The organism is Motilimonas eburnea (genome assembly GCF_021295345.1).
GTDB classification, from domain to species: Bacteria; Pseudomonadota; Gammaproteobacteria; order Enterobacterales; family CBDFNC01; genus Motilimonas; species Motilimonas eburnea.
In genome coordinates this window covers 190,252-208,800 of record NZ_JAIMJB010000002.1, presented here as the reverse complement: position 1 = coordinate 208,800, position 18,549 = coordinate 190,252, and the positions used below count along the sequence as shown (strand labels likewise).

The following is an 18,549-nucleotide window of genomic DNA, read 5'->3' as shown; positions in this document are numbered from 1 at the left end:
GAATTGGCAGGTCTGGATCTATTTTGAAATCAAACGAAAGGAACGAAATTAACGCAGTATTTGGCTAGATATACAAGATGTATAAAGACGAATTTAAGCGGCTCGTTTCTTAACGGCTAAGACCTGCAAAGGATGCTAATGTCAATGTCATGTTATTTCTCCTTCACAGTAGGTTGATAAATCAGTTGATATCGAGCATTTTTGATCAGTGCTCATTAATTGAGCGGCATATTAGTCAGTTTTTGTGAGTAAAGCAACTGCAATTTTAGGATAATTTGATTTATCATCCTGCGGCTTGCGCATGGTTTATCTCTTACCCCTCATTACTTGCCTATTGCTGGAGAGCTGTATGCCCTTTAAAACGTTTATTTTTTGTTTTTTCAGCTTTTTCTTGATTAGCTGCGACGCCAGCCCCGACTACTTGGCCGATCTGAGACGCCATAAAGACACGGTTGGCAACTTTGTCGGTAAAGGCTTAACCGTTGCAGAGCGCGATACGGATCTGGATTGGTATGTCGCTGACTTTCATAGCTCAGCCCTAAAAAATGCCTCGCTGCTTGAATTTGCGCCCGATAATGACTTTAAGTTTGTGCGTAGCTACAAATTTTACGATGGCACTGGCCTGCTCTGGTCGTGGACTCACTCAGGTCGCCAGTTCAATATGATTTATAGCTTTGTCGGCTCAGGCACCGATGTCACCATAGTTGAAAACACCCATCACCTTACGGACGATGAAATCATTATTGCGCTGTACTTTGAGGACAAATATCAAGCCATGTTAAATGTGTTTGAAGCCCCTAAATGGCGCATTATTGATCAGCCCATCACCTACCAGCCCGAAGCGCTGGGCTTTTTACATCTCGTCGGCGACATTTTTCAAGGCAAGGTTGCCACCCTACCTTATGTTCAAATCGAAAAGTCAGGTTGTGCCTATTTACAAACCAATCAAGACATATGTACCGAGCTGCCCGCGCCTTTCAAACTATGGTTAACCGAGCATGCACCAAGTTTGTTTGGCGATAAATCCACAGCCGGATTTGGTCTCAAAGTGGTTTACAACGATAAGGCAGAGTTTAGCGAGGTGATTGCAGCCTATCACTACAGTGAAGTGTACGATGAAAATGGATACCCACTTCTTAGTGACATCCAACTGCCTATTGCTAAAGGTTACCTAAATGAAGGCAGCCGACTTAAGCTGCCGATTGGATACAGGTATTAGCAAATATTTGCTTTTAGCTTCTGACGTTCTGACGCTTGTCGCCTCATTTATTGAGTGTCGTACTGGTTAGCTTATTATTCGCCAATCTTGCTCCCGGCCTGGTGAATACAGGACACGATTTTTTCGCCATAAACTTGTTGTTCGTCTTGGGTCAGCTCTATGGGTAAATTGAGCTTGTTAGGCTCTGCCAAACAATTTTGATACAGCTTGTTTATTAACTCTCTGCACTTCTTCGTTGTTAGCGCTTTACTTTGAAGATATGACTGATCCCTTACACTACACAAATGGCTACTTAAAACAGGTTCAAGTGAAAGTAACCATTGCTCGGTTGCCAATTTATCAGCATAAGCGCCACTACTGATCAGTAACGTCATGACTAATGCTTTATTCAGTTTCATAGTTTCCCTTATTCACGAATAATCGAATCGTTCGGCAACTCATCGTGTTGGTGCTAAATATTCTTCAAATGTTTGACAGGTAAAGGATATTGCTAAGCACCAACAAAATGGAGCTGACAAATCATCAGGTATTCATTAAAGCCGGTACTGGCCTAGTTCAGGTGACAGCATCAGCCCTTGGCTTTTTAGCAGTTGAATTCGCTGTAGATAAGCGGCGCCTGTCATTAGGTGGTTGACCACATCGACGACCTTACGGTTTTGGTATTCGCCGAGATAGGTGCCCTTGGTCCACGCATTAAACGCCCCCAATGCTGGGCCAGCCCAAATTTGGTAGTCCATTTCGCGCCCTGCTTCGCCTTGGTTTGACCAGCGGCTCGACAGGCCAAGATACCAACGAAAGATCAGCGCCATTTTGCGCTTGGGATTATCTTGAGCGCGTTCAATTTGTTTCGGATCGCGGCTGTTAAAGTGCGCCACCGTGTCTTGCCAAATTTGCTCTAGGGGTTTGCGAAACACTTGCTGCTCCAGCTTTTCGCGCTCATTGGCTGGGATCGCCTCTATGCTAGGGTATTGCTGATAGAGTTCATACAGTTTTTGCGCGCGCATAGGGAACAAGGTGCCGCGTTTAACCACTTGTAATTGCACGCCCATTTCAAACATATCGGCGGCTGGCGCCATACACACATCGGCCATTTCTGTGGTGGCCAGTAGCTTTTTGGTATGCTCGCTCGCGCCAGCTTCGATACAGGCTTGGTTAACCGAGCCGGTGACAATAAAGTCTGCGCCCATGGCAAAGGCGGCCAGCGCCGCACTTGGCGTGCCGATCCCACCACCCGCACCCACGCGTACCGGAGTGGCATATTGATGGGTTTGTTGCAGTTGATCACGCACGCTGATCAAGGTTGGCAGCAAGGTAACCAAAGGACGATTATCGGTATGACCGCCCGAATCGGCTTCGGCGGTAATATCATCGGCCATGGGCACAGCTTGCGCTAGCTCTACTTGCTCGGCGCTGATCAAGCCTTGCGCTTGCAGGCTTTGTAGCATTTTAAGGGGCGCAGGCTGAATAAACTTGGTTGCCACTTCACTGCGAGACACCTTAGCAATCACTTTATTGGCAATGTGGATCTTGCCATCACTGCCTCGGCTGAGGCCAGCGGCGCGATAACGCACTATGTGCTCGGTTAAGCCTAAAAAGGCAGACGCTTCAACCGTTCGTACGCCGTGGCGTAAATACAGCTCAACACAGCCTCGCTCTAGGGCCGGCTCACTTGGACTGTGGATCAAGTTAAATGCATAAGGGCCATTAGGCAGCGCTTGTTGAATGGTTTGAATGGCTTGTTCAACCCGAGCTGGCACTAAGCCTGCTGCGCCAAATGAGGCCAGAAAACCAGCGCGGCCAAGGGCGATAACCATTTCTTCTGAGGCAATGCCATTAGCCATGGCGCCCGCGTAATACGCATAATTAACACCGTGACAGGCTTTAAACTCGGCGCTGCCCAGCTCGCTGGCGTCACAGGCTGGAGCAAAGGCCACTAACGTGGCGTCATCTAGGTTTGCGCTACTTTGCACCTTGAGCTGATTGCCTTGGTTAAAGACAAAACAGTTTTGCGCAAGCTCGCGCAGCTCGGCTTGGTTGTTAGGGGTAAATGCTAGTGTATTTGTGGTCATGATTATTCGCTCTTATTAGCGCAGTCGCTAGATGCACTGCCCTTATCTGTTTCGCTTGCTTTGATGCAAAGTGCAATGTCGGTCACTTCATAAATGCGCAGACCGTCTTTAGATAAATCGGCGTTGGCAATCAAGGTGACTTGATTTGGCTCGCGGATCACGTTAGTGATCTGCACGTTAATATTCATCAAGGTGTTTAGCGGGTTAATTTGGCCGCGGTATTTCCACTTCACGTTACTCAGCAGCGGCATAAATCGCGGTGAAATCAGCTTATCGCCTAAATCTTGGTTTAGGGCAAATACTTGCATCACTTCAATAATGGCTTCAACGCCCAACGAGCCCGGCATCACGGGATCTTGATGGAAATGGAATTGGAAGAACCAATCACTGGGATCGATAGTGCGCTCGGCGTAACAATAGCCCAATTGATGGGTGCCGCTGTTTGGCAGTAAATAAACCGTATCAACAAAGTTTAACCGCCCGCCCGCAAGCCGATAATGAGGTCGCTTAGGATCAAGGGCAAACAAGGGGTTTTGTTTGTCACTCAGATCGATGCGTAACGGCATTTGGCTGGTGCCTAAGGTTTGCGCGTCTTGCTCTAAATACCAAGCTTGGCGCACCTTGCCATTATCTAAGCCCAGCTGATGGGTTAATGCCTCGGCTTTGAAATAACCAAACACGGCGCTGCCGCGATAGAAAGGCTCGCCATCAGTGGACAGCACAAAGTCAAAACTTTGAATAATGTTGGTACCGGCGATCACGGTGGATTTGAGCAGCGATTCGTTGACTATGGTTTTACCGCGTAAGTCGACCTCGCGCAGTAGCTCGCCTTGACCGTCTAAGTTTCTAAAGAACAGCTCGGTGCCGGGAAACCCTAAGGTGGTGCCCATGTAGCCCGAGATAAACCCATTGGGCTGCAACGAAATTTCCATCAAGATGGAATACGGCATATAACTTGGGTGACTGTTGGCCTTAAAATACCACGCATCGGCCGGCACATCGTATTCGGCGACACAAGACGCCGGATGTTTTAAATCGCCGCGCTGACCTTGTACGTCAATCACTCGGGTGGTGAGCTGCAAATCGCCACAGGGTGTACGCGGTGGGATCAGGCCATCATAGATACGATAGTCTTCACCGAAACACTGACAAATATCACCGGTGGCAAATTCAAATAAATGAAATGGCGTAAACGGTAAGGTATCAGGAACGCGATTTTCCCCTGCTACCACAGGCGCTGGCACATGCTTTAATGGCACCACGCCCTTGATGGTTGGCGCAGATAAATCCGGGATTTGCGCCATTAGCGGCGCACTGGTTTTGGCTTTTGATTCTACCTTGCCCTTGATCATCACGCCCAAGTTTTTAAAGTCCACCACCACTTTGCCATTTAAGATAATGTCGATATTGGCCTTGGCGTAAGGCATGGGCGACACGCCAATTTCGGTGACTTGCATGCGATAAACTAAGCGGCCATGTTGCGGTAATACTTGGCCGCGACAGCGCACTTTTTGCGGTTCATTGGCCATGGGTTGAAATCTGGCATCATCCACTAAGGTATGCAGCCCCAGATACATCATGTAAAACTGCAGCAATTGACCACAGCCTTCGGCCATTAATGATCCAGCCATCACTTGATCATCTTTAAAGTGACATGGGAAATACCAGTGATCCGGCGCCAGTTCTTTTTCACCCACCAGCTCACCTAAACCCCAAGGACCTCCGTGAATGTCGATATTGCTCACTTGCTCGATCATTAAGAATTTCTCTGACGAGAAACACAAAGAAGAGCCTGGGTTAGCACGGTACTCAGGGCCAAAACAAGCCGCTAAATCACCTTGGATCAAGTGACTGATCGCTTTGCGATCAAAAGCGGTCGCCTTGTGAGTTAACAGCGGCTCAAAGCGCTGCTTTTCAACCTTAGCCAAGGCCTTTAGCTCATCTTGGGTTTTAATCACCCCTTTGCCATCGGCCAACTCTTGGTCGGTGAAAAAGCCAGCGCAGCCGCCGTCCATTTTCAGCACCATGTTATCGCCGACAAAACATTCGTAGGAGAAGAAAAACAGCAAGGTATCCCCATTGCGAGCAAAGTGATTGATGCTGATGTCGTAACGCAGGGTTTCACCGCCTTTGGGCAGATCGTCTAAGAAGGTTAAGGTGCAATCGAGTAAGCGATAGACTCGCTCGCCTTTGTTTTCAAAATCTATACCTAGGTAGCTGATCAGCATTAAATCACATTGACCGGATTCCACCGCTACCGCCCACGGGATCTGCCCATCGACCAAAAATGGCGCATCCACCGGAATATCGTATTCCGTGGTCATAGTGCTGGGTTTGTATTGGTTCATGGTGGCGTTAAGCTTGGTTACCCGCGAGACCAATAAATAATCCGTGGTGGGCAAGCGCACCCGCCTTGGGTAGCTGTCGATAATGGCGTAATCTGGGCCAAATACCTTGGCGATGCTGCCTTCTGAGTATTCCACCAGATCGGCGTAATTCCAGATTTCGCCCGCTTTTGGTTGGACAGCGCTGCTTGTAAAGGTTTTAGCCGCTTGCGTTCTAGCGCCAAGCCAAGGTTTCCCTTGCTGGCGAACGAGCTGGCCAAATTGGTTTAGGCCTGCTTGGCGTGTGGCAACCAGTTCGCTATAGGCAAGGGTTGGCTGCGCAGTTGTTAAAACATGTTTGGACAAGGTTTTTCCCTGCTCGGTGATGGTGTTAGAAATCGATGGCCCACCTAAGGTGACCGCCTTGATCAGGCCTTTTATGTTGGCCTCGGGTTGGCTAAATGGGCGCGCCGGCGCGTCTAAGGTTTGCAGTACAATGCGGCTTAAACTGCCATCCATGGCGCCTTGATAACTGGCCGCCAGTTTGCTTGATTGAGTTTTGGTATCTGCTGCGGATCTATTTACCAAAGAGCCCTTTACTAACAAGCTGAGCAAGCTAAACATGCCGCTGGCGGCGTATAAGTGACCCGTAGCTTGGGCGCTTTGGATCCCTTGTGCCTGTGGATGTAACCCTTGGCAATAGGCCAGTTGCTGCTGATACAAGTGCTGACTGTCGCAGCCTGCAAGATCAAACAGGCTAAGCGCTTGTTGCCAAGGTTGGCTGTTGACTTGCCAATTGTTGATCTGTCCTTTAGGCGCAAAATCTAAGTCGACAATTTTGCCATAGCCGAGCTGGTTTGTTGGCTCAGTTTCAGGATCAGCTAAACGCAGCACCACAGCGCCGGCGCCGTCACTGACGTGTCCATAAAAATCGGACGTCAGCATTTGCCGTAACGCGTAATTTTCGGCGCTGCCAGCCAAGTCCACCGCGGCCACAACCACGGCATCGACCTCGCCTTGCACTAATAAGTCGTGGGCAACTTGCAAGCTGTGATACACAGAATGCTCTTCACCGGAGATAGTAAAGGCCGGGCCGTTGAAATCCCAGAGCGAAGCGATGCGCGAGGCCATGATGTTGCCGATAAAGCTGGTGTATTGATTTAGCTTGGCCGCGCCTAATACGCTATCCATGGCCAATTGTTGCAGCTGGCTTTGCTCTTTATCGCTGAGTGTGATCCCCGCCTTCGCCAAACTTGGCGCCAGCTGGGTTTGTAAATTCACGCGGCCACGAAATTGATGGGTTTCAGGCTCAGCGGTCATGGCCACTAGCACGGCGACCTTGTCGCCTTGATTGACTTTGGCATCGCGCAGGGCTTGATCGGCTACCTTCATCATTAACAATTGCTGCGGGATCAAGGCGTCATCATTATTAGGTGGCACCTTAAACTGCATAAAATCCAGTTCAAATTGGTCGATAAATCCGCCCATTAGCGGGTTTTGTGGGTTATCAGCCAGTAGCTGGCGCTCCATGCCTTTCCAGCGCGAAGGAGGCAGTGGCTGAAACACATCTTGGTTGGCACTGAGTAGCTCGGCAAATTGCGCCATGTTTTCAGCGCGCCCAACATGACAAGCCAAGCCGGTGATCAAGAGCTCACTTTGTTTGGCTGCGGTCTTTGGGGTTGCTTTTGAACTGGTTAAGTCGTCAATCTTGTTCTGGCTTGGCGCTTGTTGTAGCACTAAGTGGGCATTACACCCGCCAAAGCCAAATGCCGACACGCCCGCGCGTTTAGGCGCAGCTTGTTCCCTTGCACTCTCGTTCACCGGCCAAGGCTGTAACTGTCGCACTAATTGAGACTCGCCCCAAGCTTTATTGGCCGAGCTAATGGGCGCGTTAATGCCGATGCTGGCAGGAATTTGGCCATGCTCCATGGCGCAAATGGCTTTGATAATACTGGGCATGCCCGCAGCCGTTAATAAGTGACCAATGTTGCCTTTAACCGAGCCGATATGGGGCACCTTGTCGCCATTACCAAAAAACTGCGACATCGAATTTAGCTCAACCTTGTCACCGAGCGGCGTGCCCGTGGCGTGACATTCAACGTAGTCCACTTGCGCTGGGCTGAGTTTGGCTTGCTCATACGCATGTTGGTAGGCCAGCACTTGACCTTTGCTGTTGGGGCTAAGCACAAATTGACCGCGGCCATCATTGGATAAGCCCACGCCCTCTATGGTGGCGTAAATGCGATCCTTATCGCGCTGGGCATCACTTAGGCGTTTTAGCACTAACACACCCGCGCCTTCACCGGCAAACAAGCCTTGGCTTTGCTGATCAAAGGGCGCAGAAATGCCATTGGCGGGATAGGCTTGAAAAATCGAAAAGCCCATATTGATAAAAAACGGATCGGAACCCGATACCGCGCTCGCCAGCATTAGATCGCTGCGCCCTGCTGTTAAGGCATCGCAGGCCAGCTTGACGCTGTAAAGGGATGACGCACAGGCGGCATCAAGGGCATAGTGGCCTGCGCCAAGGCCCAAAGCATTGGCCACCAGCGAAGCACTAAAGCCCGCACTTAAACCTTGCTTAGGATCCACTGGGCCATTGGCAAACCCTAGGTCAAACGGCGCGAGTTTAAAGTCACTGCCAAGAACTTGCTGCAAGCCTTGCTCAAGTGCCTGATGATAAAGAGGTAAAAATACCCGATTGGATTGCTGAGTTGGAAACGATAAGGCGCCAAGCACCAAGCCGGTGCGCGCTAAAATATCATTTGATATGTCGCTGCTTTTGTTGCTTCCAAGAGAGACATTGGCATCCAATAAGGCCTGCTTGCACACTTGTAATAGCCAATGTTGGTGACAATCTAACCCAGCTAATTCTTCTGGGGTTAACTGATAGCCAGTGGCATCAAACTCAAAGTTTTCAATATAGCCGCCGCGATGGCAGTAATGTTTGTCATTTTGCCCCTTGCTGCCGGCAAATAAGCTGGGATCGGCAGATTGGCGCGCAGCGCTGACTTCACGGCGAGCATCATGCTGTTCACTGAGGTTTTGCCAAAAGGTGTTGAGATCTTGGCTACCGGGAAATACATGGGCGATACCAACGATGGCAATACTGGTCATTAATTTACGCTGTCCTGTGACTGAGAAAATAAAAATGGCGATGGGCCCGCTCTACCCGACAAAAGGCCCGACAAATCGACGGGGCAACCTATGCTGAGCAGCTGCGCCAATAAACCTAATACACTGCGCGAGCTGCTCTGCCTCTTGCTATTAGTGGCTAAACAAAGGTGGCCTTGGCCTTGATAGATTTTGTCTAAATAGGTGGTGCAACTGCGCCCCGCGCCCACTTCGATAAATACCCGCGCGCCCGCATCATAAACGCGCTGGGCTAAAGCGGCAAAATCAAGGGGCTGGCAAAAACACTCGCGAATGCTTTGGCTGATTGCGCCAGCATCAAAACTGACTGGCTGCATTTGGCCGCTGGAATAAAGCTTTGGCGCATCTGTTGTTTTAGCCCAAGCCTTTCCTTGCTCTGATAATGGCAAATGGAAAATAGCGGCTATTTCATCCTGATAAAACCGCGCCGCTGGGGTATGCATGGCGGTAACAAAATTCACTTTAATGGCGCGACAGCCACTTTGCTGCAACCAATGCTGACAGGTATCTGCGTCCCCTTGCAAAATGCCGCTGTCACCGTGATTGATGGCCAGCCATGCCTTAGCGCTGTCAATGTTGTTATCATTGAGCCAAGGGGTGAGCTTAGCTGGTAAACGCACCGAATAACTGGCCCAATTAATTGGCGTTTGTTGCCATAGCTTAGCGACGCCGTTTAGTTCGCCAGTAATGCCTGAGGTAAAGGCGCTAGATTGCCGGAGTCGCTCACCCAGCACCTTGGGCTGCTGCCAAACATTGAGCCCCGCCCACATGCTGACTTCACCTAGGCTATAGCCAAAAGCAAACTTAGGTTTCACTTGCCACTTGGCCAACCAATGACTGACTAGCCACGCGCTACCCACGCCCGCTTGCGCCAGTGTCGTGAGCTTATCCGTGCCTTGGCCATCAGTGCCAAACGCGTCATTAGCCAGCAGTTCGGCGAGCTCTCCTTGCTGATCAAGCGCTTGATACAGCGCAGGGAAATAGCGATGCAGCTGGGCAAATTGACCGACATAACAGGTGCCCACGCCGGGATAGACAAAACATAAGCGATCAGGCCTAAGCTGCTGCGCTTGATTAACGTTTAGATAACGGCACACACTGCCACTGGGCGTGGTGATGGCGGCAAAGTCATGCTGCGGCCATTCATTTAATCGGCTGATCAGCACGGCGATCTCTTTCGCCATCTCACTGCGCTCTGGCGCGACGACAATGGCCACACAAGCACTCACACCAGAATTCGCACTTGAACTCGCACCTGAACTCTCACCTAAACATAAGCTGTCAGCGTTTTGGCTAAAAAAGCCTTGCTGCTGAGCTTGAAATTCCTGATAAGCGCGATGGCAAAAGGCAAGTTGCTGGGCATCATCTAACGCAGCAAAAGCGTGTAACCTTGCAATCAGTTCGTCATGCGAGCTTGCCAGCAAGGGTAAAAAGCCTTGCCAACTAAGGGGCGCATTCGGCGTTTGACTAGCCAGCAAAGGCCAAGGCGTTGGCGCCATGCTGCCTTGCTCAAATAGGATTGAGTGGTAGCTAGCGGGCGCTAAATCTAATCTGACTTGGCGGGTTTTACCTGCTACTGCATACCAATAAGTCGCCCCTTGCTCGCGCTGCTTTAACGATTGCAGGGCATAAAACACCTCGGCGGCTAAATCATCAATATGGCCCGCTTTGATAGCAAGCAGCTCCGCTGGGTCAGTTTTATCATCAATGGCTTCATTTGTTAGGCACTGGCTTAAGCGCGCCAAAATCGGTAAACCGTTGGCTAAGGCTTGCGGCATGGGCGTAAGCTCAATGGCCAGCGCCATCGCTCTATTTGACTCATTTTGCTTATCTAACCAAGTCGGTAAGGATGAGTTTGCCACGGGCAGCAATATTGATGCCCGATTATCGCAATTCTCGGCAGCGCTTCGCGCCGTTTGGGTGTGCAAGGATTTCGTTAGCAAGCGTTGGCACAGCGTCACTAGCGCATCTTGGCCGGTGATAAAAGCCGTTGCCTTGATATCAGATCTAGGTCGCCACGCCTTGGTATGTCGCGCAGGCAAATCACGCAGATGCAACACAAACTCGGCCATTAAGTCGAGTGCCATTGCGTTTGCGTTTTTAGAAGTGTCGTCGAAATCACAGCGGGTTAGCCCATGGCTAACCAGCTGTAGTCCCGTGACCGCCCATTTGGTCTTAACATTTAATGCTGTACCGCTCTGGGCTGCGCCCTGATTGAAAGGTGAGATCTTGCTATCAATCAAGGCTGGTCACTGCCTGTTTGGTGTTTGCCTTTTCACCAAGGACTTGGGTTAATACCACCTTACCCTGCTCCATTTGCACCAATAATTGCCCGCTTTCGTCCACGAGTGCCACGTTGGCAATTAGCTCATTGCGGTTAGCCTGCACCTTGTCGATAACCACATACATGGCTTGGCCCGCAATCGGGCGCTGATAATAGCGCACCTTAGCGGCAGCAACCGGCAAACTGGCTTTACCCAGCTTGGCCTTGGCCCAAACCAGCATGGTTTGATAGAGCAAATCGTCGGCCAATAACGCACTGCCGCTAATCTCTTTACAGAGCTCGTCACCCCCATGCAGGCCATCAAAATCAGCAAAGTAGTCGGCTTCACATGGATCAAGCTCGGCAATAAATACGCCTTGTTGCTCATCTAAACTGATGCATTGTTTTAACATGCAAAAATGGTTTTGATGAAACAAGGTGCCATCTTGATACCAAGTGCTAGCTAGTGCGCTGCCTTTTTGGGCTTGCCATGATGCCAGCTGCGCTTTATTAACAGACTCAAACGGCATTTGTTGGCGCAAGGTTAGCTTGGCACCGTAATGAAACACCTGACGCCCTTGCTGCTCACTGCTGATGCGCGCTTGCAAGGTGATCTCGTCTGTTTGCACTTCTATCACTTCAAGTGTTAATTGCAGCTGCGCGCTGGCGTGCTCTTTGCTTAGCACCACACCTTTAAACAACTGATAATCACACATGTCAGTGACTAGCCAACTCGTTAACCAGCGCTGGGCAGCTTGCGCCATCCAGCCGGTGGCAAACACCGTAGGCAGTACGGGATTGCCATTGATTTGGTGATCCCGTAAAAAACCTTGCTTCGCGATGACTTTGGCTTCGCTGTACTCTTTATTTAAGTACTGTTCATTTAGGTACTGTTCTTTTAAGTACTGAGCATTTAACGCTGGCGCTGCGTGCAACAAACCTTCACTTTTATGAGTGAGATTGGCTTGTTGCACTAAGGGCTTTTTTGCCGCGCTGTCCTCTTTAGTGCCGCTCATGTCGGTGCCCACGATCACTTGCACCTTATTGGTGTCACTGGTTGTGCTTAACAAATGATCCGCAAACAACTGCGCGCCGCCCTCGATGGGGATCACATACACGCCGCGCTGCTCAAACATGCGTTTGAGCTCAGGCGTCACCATGCCGCCGTCCCATGGCCCCCAGTTAAAGCTAAATACCTGAGCCTGAGGTTGCTGCTTAGCTAATGCCAAGGCGGTTTTATTTAAAATTTCGTTAGCAATGGCGTAATCCGATTGGCCCTTGTTGCCATAAAAACCCGCGGCCGACGAAAACAGTGCGATGTGTTTTAACTCACTGCCCGCTAGCGCGTTTAATAAGGCGTGTAGACCTTCAATTTTGGTCGCGAATACACGCTCAAAATCACTGAGCTTTTTGTTTTCGATTAAACCATCGGCTAATACACCCGCGCCGTGAATAAGACCTGTGATCGGGCCTAAGGTCATCTTGGTTTGCTCAACCACGCGCGCCATGGCGGCGGCGTCGGTCACATCGGCAGCCACGTATTCGGCAATGCCACCCGCTTGTTCAATGGCGGCTATACCGGCATCAATTTCAAGTTGTGACAAGACGGGTTGGATCATCTTTTTCAAGCTGGCCGGCGTTGGCTTTTGACCTTGTTGCTGACAATACACCATGGCGGCTTGTTGCAGCTCGCTTGCCTCGGTTAAGCCCGTCGCCCACTGCGGTATCGCGATTGGCTCAGAGCGCCCCAGCAGCACAAATTTGGCTTGACTGCCCTTAGCCAGCGCTACCACACAGGCATTGGTGACGCCTTTGGCGCCGCCGCTAACGATAAAGACATCGGATGGGGTGACAGCCGGTGTCGCACTGGGCACGGCCGCTTCTGCCGGATGAGCGACTAAGGTAAAGCGACCCGTTGCATTGATGGCTACTTCACTTAGATTTACGTCTTGGTCAAACAGCTCAGCCGTTAACGAGCGCGCAAATTCACTGCCAACCAAAGCACTGTCGATATCAATCACGCGACATAAGGTGTGCGGCCATTCTTGTTTTAGGGTTTTACATAAGCCCGCTAGGCCCATTTGCATCAGCTCGGCATTCGCTAAACCGCTGTTATAACCTAAGCCGCCATCACCGCGCACAACACAAATAAAGCGCGCCCCAGCTTTGGCCAAGGTGGCTTTTAAATGCTTGGCAAATAAAAACACACCTTGCAGCACTTGCTGACTTGGCTTAGCAAATTGCGCGCTAACAAAATCACTTGGCTGTAAATGCACAAAGCCGGTGATATTGGCGTAATTGGCCACCACTTGCTGGCACAGCTCACTGATACTGGTTTCGCTGTTATCTGCTAAGGTAATGCGTTCAATTTGACTGTTCAACGCCGAGCTGGCTTTAACCGTTTCTTTAGCAAAGCTGATCACCACTGGGGTTAACCCTTTGCTGAGCAGCTTTTCTGCCACTCGGCCGGTATTGTGGCCGTCATCGGTTAATAGGATCACTTCGCCCTGATGTGCACTTAGTTCAGCTTGCTTTGGCGCTGCAAGAGGTGTCATCAGGGCATATTGAAAAGGGACACTTGTCTCCTTTGCTGGCTCAGTAATCTCGGCATCGCTGGTTGCCGCTGCGCCTGATTCATCACCCAATTGGGCTTGCATATAGGCAACGATTTCGCCCAAGGTGCGAAGCTCGGCTAAATCTTCTGGGTTTAGCGCAGGCAGACTTGGCAGTTGGTCTTGCACCGTACCTAGAATTTCAACGCGTTTGATTGAGTCGATACCAAGGTCTGCTTCCATGTCCATGGTGAGCTCTAGCATGTTGGCGGGATAGCCGGTTTTATCGGCCACCACGGTTAACATGGTTTGCTCTATGGTGGCTAAATCTAGGTTGCTGTCTTCGTTGGTATTAGCGGTGCTCACTGGCGCATCGGCAACGTCGCCCAGTTGCGCTTGCATATAGCTAACGATTTCGCCCAAGGTTCTTAGCTCGGCTAAATCTTCTGGGTTTAGCGCAGGCAGCGAGGGCAGTTGGTCTTGCACTGTGCCTAGAATTTCAACACGCTTGATTGAGTCGATGCCTAAGTCTGCTTCCATGTCCATGCTTAGCTCTAGCATGTTGGCAGGATAGCCGGTTTTATCCGCCACCACGGTCAGCATGGTTTGTTGAATAGTGGCCAAATCTAGGCTGCTGTCATTTTTAGTCATCACTTGCGCCGGTGCCGTGTCGCCCAGTTGCGCCTGCATATAGCTGACGATTTCACCTAAGGTTCTTAGCTCGGCTAAATCTTCTGGGTTTAGTGCAGGCAGGCTTGGCAGTTGGTCTTGCACTGTACCTAGAATTTCAACACGTTTAATCGAGTCGATACCAAGGTCGGCTTCCATGTCCATGCTTAGCTCTAGCATGTTTGCAGGATAGCCGGTTTTATCGGCAACAACCGACAGCATGGTTTGCTGGATAGTGGCCAAATCTAGGCTGGCCCCGCTAACTGTGTTGGTATTAGCTGAAACGTTATTAGCCGTGCTGACTGGCGCAGTGGCAACATCGCCTAGTTGCGCCTGCATATAGCTTACGATTTCGCCTAAGGTTCTTAGCTCGGCTAAATCTTCTGGGTTTAGCGCAGGCAGCGAAGGCAGTTGGTCTTGCACCGTGCCTAGAATTTCAACACGTTTGATCGAGTCGATGCCAAGGTCTGCTTCCATGTCCATGCTGAGCTCTAGCATATTGGCTGGATAGCCGGTTTTATCGGCCACAACCGACAGCATGGTTTGTTGGATCGTCGTTAAATCGAGCGATGTTGACGACGTATTGGCCGTTTCAACGTTTGCAGTTTGAGCCACACTAGCGGGAACAACGTCACCCAGCTGCGCCTGCATGTAATTAACGATTTCGCCTAGTGTGCGAAGCTCGGCCAGATCTTCTGGGTTTAGGGTTGGCAGCGTGGGCAGCTGGTCTTGTACCGTGCCTAGGATTTCAACTCGCTTAATCGAATCTATGCCTAGGTCGGCTTCCATGTCCATGCTCAGCTCTAGCATATTGGTTGGGTAACCGGTTTTATCCGCCACCACGTTCAACATGGTTTGCTCAATCTCGGCAAGTGTTAACCCCGAGGTTAAACCTGAGTTTAAACCTGAGGTAGAAGGAGCCACAGGTGCTGGGCTACTGGCCACTGGCGCCGCAGGCACATTCACTGGATATGCCGTTGGCATTTTTGGCTCAGGGGCGATAAAGGCTGGCTCAGATACTGGCACTGCAACAGGTGCCGTTACTTGCACTTGCGCTACAGGAGCGATTGCTGGGCTAGAGACAGGCGCTTGACCTGATAAAGTATCGAGCAAGCGATGACTTAACTGCGCTTGTTGCTCTAAAAATTGCTGTTGCAATGCCATGCTTTGCTGCTGATATTGCGCCATGCTTTGGCTTAATGCTTGTTGCTGAGCCAAGATGGCATCCGCAATCGGATTAATTGTCGCTGCAGGAGCAGATTGTGCCGTCACTGGGGCGTTGGCAGATTCACTTACCGCTACAGGCACTTCTTTGATCACTTCTTTTACCACTTCTTTCACCACTTCGATGGTTTTAGGCTCGCTCTGGCTGATTTGGCCATTGGCTAATGCCTGCTGCATGTTGGATTTGGTTGCTTCGCTTAAATAGTTTTGACCGCCTAACTTGATGGTTAATGGCGATTTGGCCTTGCTTGGTTTGGCTTTTGGCGCCAGGGCATATTTGTCTAATTGTGTTAGCGGTAAGCCCAGAACCGCTAGCTGTAAATGAGCCAGTTGTAACTGTTTGTCGCTGCAATCACTGTTGCCATTTAGCGCTATGCTGACCACATCGGTTGCGGTTAAGGTTTCTTGCACTAGGCGAGATAAGATGTTTTTCGGGCCAAATTCAACAAAAATGCGCGCGCCTTGCGCGTAAAGATCGTTTAACTGATCCGTAAAGCGCACCGAGCTAAGCATATGTTGCTGATAGCTTTGTTTGATTTTAGCCGCCGCTTTGGCATGGTTTTTACCTGTGCTATTGGCGCTTAATACGGTTTTAGCTGGGCTAAACTTAACGGCTTCAATGGCCTTGGCATACGGGCCTTGAGCAAATTCCACCAGCGGCGTATGAAACGCCGCCGAGACAGGGAGTTTAACCCCTTTGATGCCCTTCGCCTTAAGAGCTACTAAAGCGTCATCAATGGCTTGGCTGGTTCCGGCGACCACAATTTGGGTGGGCGAATTGTAATTGGCAAACCAAAGCTGATCACTTTGTTCAATAAAATCGGTTAAGGCTTGGGTATTGGCTGCTAGCTCGTCGCCCGTTTGACCTTTAAACACCACCGCCATCATGGCGCCGCTGTCTTGATCCGCTGGTGTTGCCGCCATGGCGCTACCACGCGCTACACATAAGCTTAGATAATCGCTTTCGCTGATCACGCCACTGGCCGCTAACGCCGTTAGCTCACCAAAGCTATGGCCAGCGCAAAAATCGGCGCTAAAGCCGGCTTGTTGCATTAGCTTATGTAAGCTCCAGCTCAATGCTCCGATCGCTGGCTGAGCAAAACGCGTGTCTTGCAGCGCGGCGGCCTGCGCTTTTTTATCACTGGCGTTAAACACCGGGATCGGCATTACCTTGCTCGAGAGGCTGGCTTGGCCTTGCTCGGTTAACAAGGCGTCAAATTGAGCGAGCACGTTGCGATATTCAGGGTAGTTTTGCGCAATACTTTGGCCCATGTTGACGTATTGTGAGCCTTGGCCGCTATAAAGGGCGACCACTTTACCGCTGACGTTTTCGCCCTGCTCGCGATAAAACGCGTTATCTTGTTGCCAAGCCTTAGCCTGATGGGTTTGCAATGCCGTTAGGGCTAATTGCAATTGCTTGGCCACATCTTGATTTAGGTCGATAAACAAACCTAAACGGGCCTGGTTTGTCGCAACGGGCTGCACCGCGTATTGGCTTAATAACTCAGCCAACTCAAGTTCGCCTTGCTTAACTTGGTTACTAACTCGGCTTAGCTCATCGATTAAAAGGTTGCGATCATCAGCCTTAAACAGCACGCTGGCGCCAGCGCGATACAAGCGATAAGCCTGCTCGTGCTCACAGGTGTATTCTTCAAGGGCCACATGGTAGTTGGTGCCACCAAAACCAAATGAGCTGATACCAGCGCGGCGTGGATGCGCCCCTTTGATCCAAGGTCGGGTTTCACTGTTAATGTAAAACGGCGACTCGCTAATGTTTAATTTAGGATTGGGCTGATTAACGTTAATGGTAGGCGGCAACACCTTATGATGCAGCGCCAGTGCGGCCTTGATAAAGCCCGCCGTGCCCGCGGTCGATTTAGTGTGGCCAATTTGCGATTTAACGCTGCCTAGAGCAATGCCTTGCTTAACCGGATTGTCCTTTGCAAAAACTTGTCTTAGGCCTTCAAATTCAGCGACATCGCCTGCGGCCGTGCCTGTGCCGTGGGCTTCAATTAAACCCACGGTATGGGGCGCGAATCCTGCATCGGCATAAGCGCGATTGAGGGCTTTGGCTTGGCCTTCTGGGCGCGGCGCGTAGATGCTTTTAAATTTACCATCGGATGACGTGCCTATCCCTTTGACCACAGCATAAATACGGTCGCCATCACGCTCGGCATCACTTAAGCGTTTAAGCACCACCATACCGATGCCTTCACCTATCATCATGCCTTTAGAGTCTTGGTCGAACGGTTGCACCACCGAGTTTTCGGTAAAGGCAGGCGTTTTTGAAAAGCTCATATACATTTGCGGCGAGTTATCGGTGCACACACCGCCCGTGATCATCACATCGGCGCGCCCTTCCCATAATTCACTTAAAGCCATTTTTGTGGCCGCCAATGAGCCGGCACAAGCCGCGTCGACCACACAGTTCATACCACCTAGATCAAAACGGTTGGCGATCCGCCCTGCGATCACGTTACCCAGTGAGCCAGGGAATGAGTTTTCTTCCCAATGAACGTACTGACTTTTGAATTTTTCCACCACCATGGTGGCATCGGCTTCACTGACGCCGCTATTAAGCAGCACTTTTTTCAGTACGGGGTAATGTAAACGGGCATTAAGGCTGTGATTTATTTTTTGGCCACCACCGACTCCCAGTACCACGCCGATCTTATTACGCTGCTCTGCGCTTGCTTCATCAAGGCCGGCATCAATTAAGGCGTCTTTAGCCACCACCAAGGAAAGTAATTGCGAGGTATCCGTGAGCTCTAGAATATTAGGCGGTAAGCCATATTCCATCGGATCAAAATCAATGTCGGGAAGAAAACCACCGCGACGACAATAGACTTTGTCAGCTGCTGATTTATCAGCATCATAATAATCGTCGATTTGCCAGCGACTGGCGGGTACATCGATAATGGCATCGATTTTATTTCGGATCAGGTCCCAATAGGCACCTAAATCTTCCGATTGGGCAAACAAAGAAGCCATGCCGACGATGGCAATGGGCGCTTTATCTTGTTTCTCAATTGTTGACATTCATTTTCTCTTATCACTCGATCTTACAAAAGATCTG

At 50.3% G+C, this 18,549-nt stretch carries 5 protein-coding genes and 1 pseudogene; 1 reads left to right on the top strand and 5 read right to left on the bottom strand.

Annotated elements, in window-relative coordinates:
- Positions 1–349: 349 nt before the first annotated feature.
- Positions 350–1,219 (top strand): hypothetical protein, encoded by an 870-nt coding sequence (locus K6Y21_RS02935; protein ID WP_233070183.1) that lies wholly within the window; start codon positions 350–352, stop codon positions 1,217–1,219.
- 74 nt (positions 1,220–1,293) lie between these two features.
- On the opposite strand, the gene K6Y21_RS02930 is transcribed toward K6Y21_RS02935, so the two are convergent.
- From K6Y21_RS02930 to K6Y21_RS02910, 5 genes and pseudogenes are all read right to left on the bottom strand, one after another.
- Positions 1,294–1,617 (bottom strand): hypothetical protein, encoded by a 324-nt coding sequence (locus K6Y21_RS02930; RefSeq protein ID WP_233070182.1) that lies wholly within the window; start codon positions 1,615–1,617, stop codon positions 1,294–1,296.
- Positions 1,618–1,752: 135 nt separating this feature from the next.
- Positions 1,753–3,153 (bottom strand): annotated as a pseudogene (locus tag K6Y21_RS02925) (PfaD family polyunsaturated fatty acid/polyketide biosynthesis protein); the annotation flags it as partial.
- A 137-nt stretch (positions 3,154–3,290) separates the two neighbouring features.
- A complete protein-coding gene (locus K6Y21_RS02920) occupies positions 3,291–8,729 on the bottom strand; it encodes a hotdog fold thioesterase (protein WP_233070180.1) in 5,439 nt (1,812 codons plus the stop codon).
- Positions 8,729–11,008: a PfaB family protein gene (locus K6Y21_RS02915; RefSeq protein WP_233070179.1), complete on the bottom strand. Its 2,280-nt coding sequence runs from the start codon at positions 11,006–11,008 to the stop codon at positions 8,729–8,731. Before K6Y21_RS02915 ends, K6Y21_RS02920 begins: the two co-directional genes overlap by 1 nt.
- The gene (locus K6Y21_RS02910) at positions 11,001–18,512 is read right to left on the bottom strand and encodes a type I polyketide synthase (RefSeq protein ID WP_233070178.1); all 7,512 of its coding nucleotides are present in this window, start codon (positions 18,510–18,512) and stop codon (positions 11,001–11,003) included. Before K6Y21_RS02910 ends, K6Y21_RS02915 begins: the two co-directional genes overlap by 8 nt.
- Between the last annotated feature and the right edge of the window lie 37 nt (positions 18,513–18,549).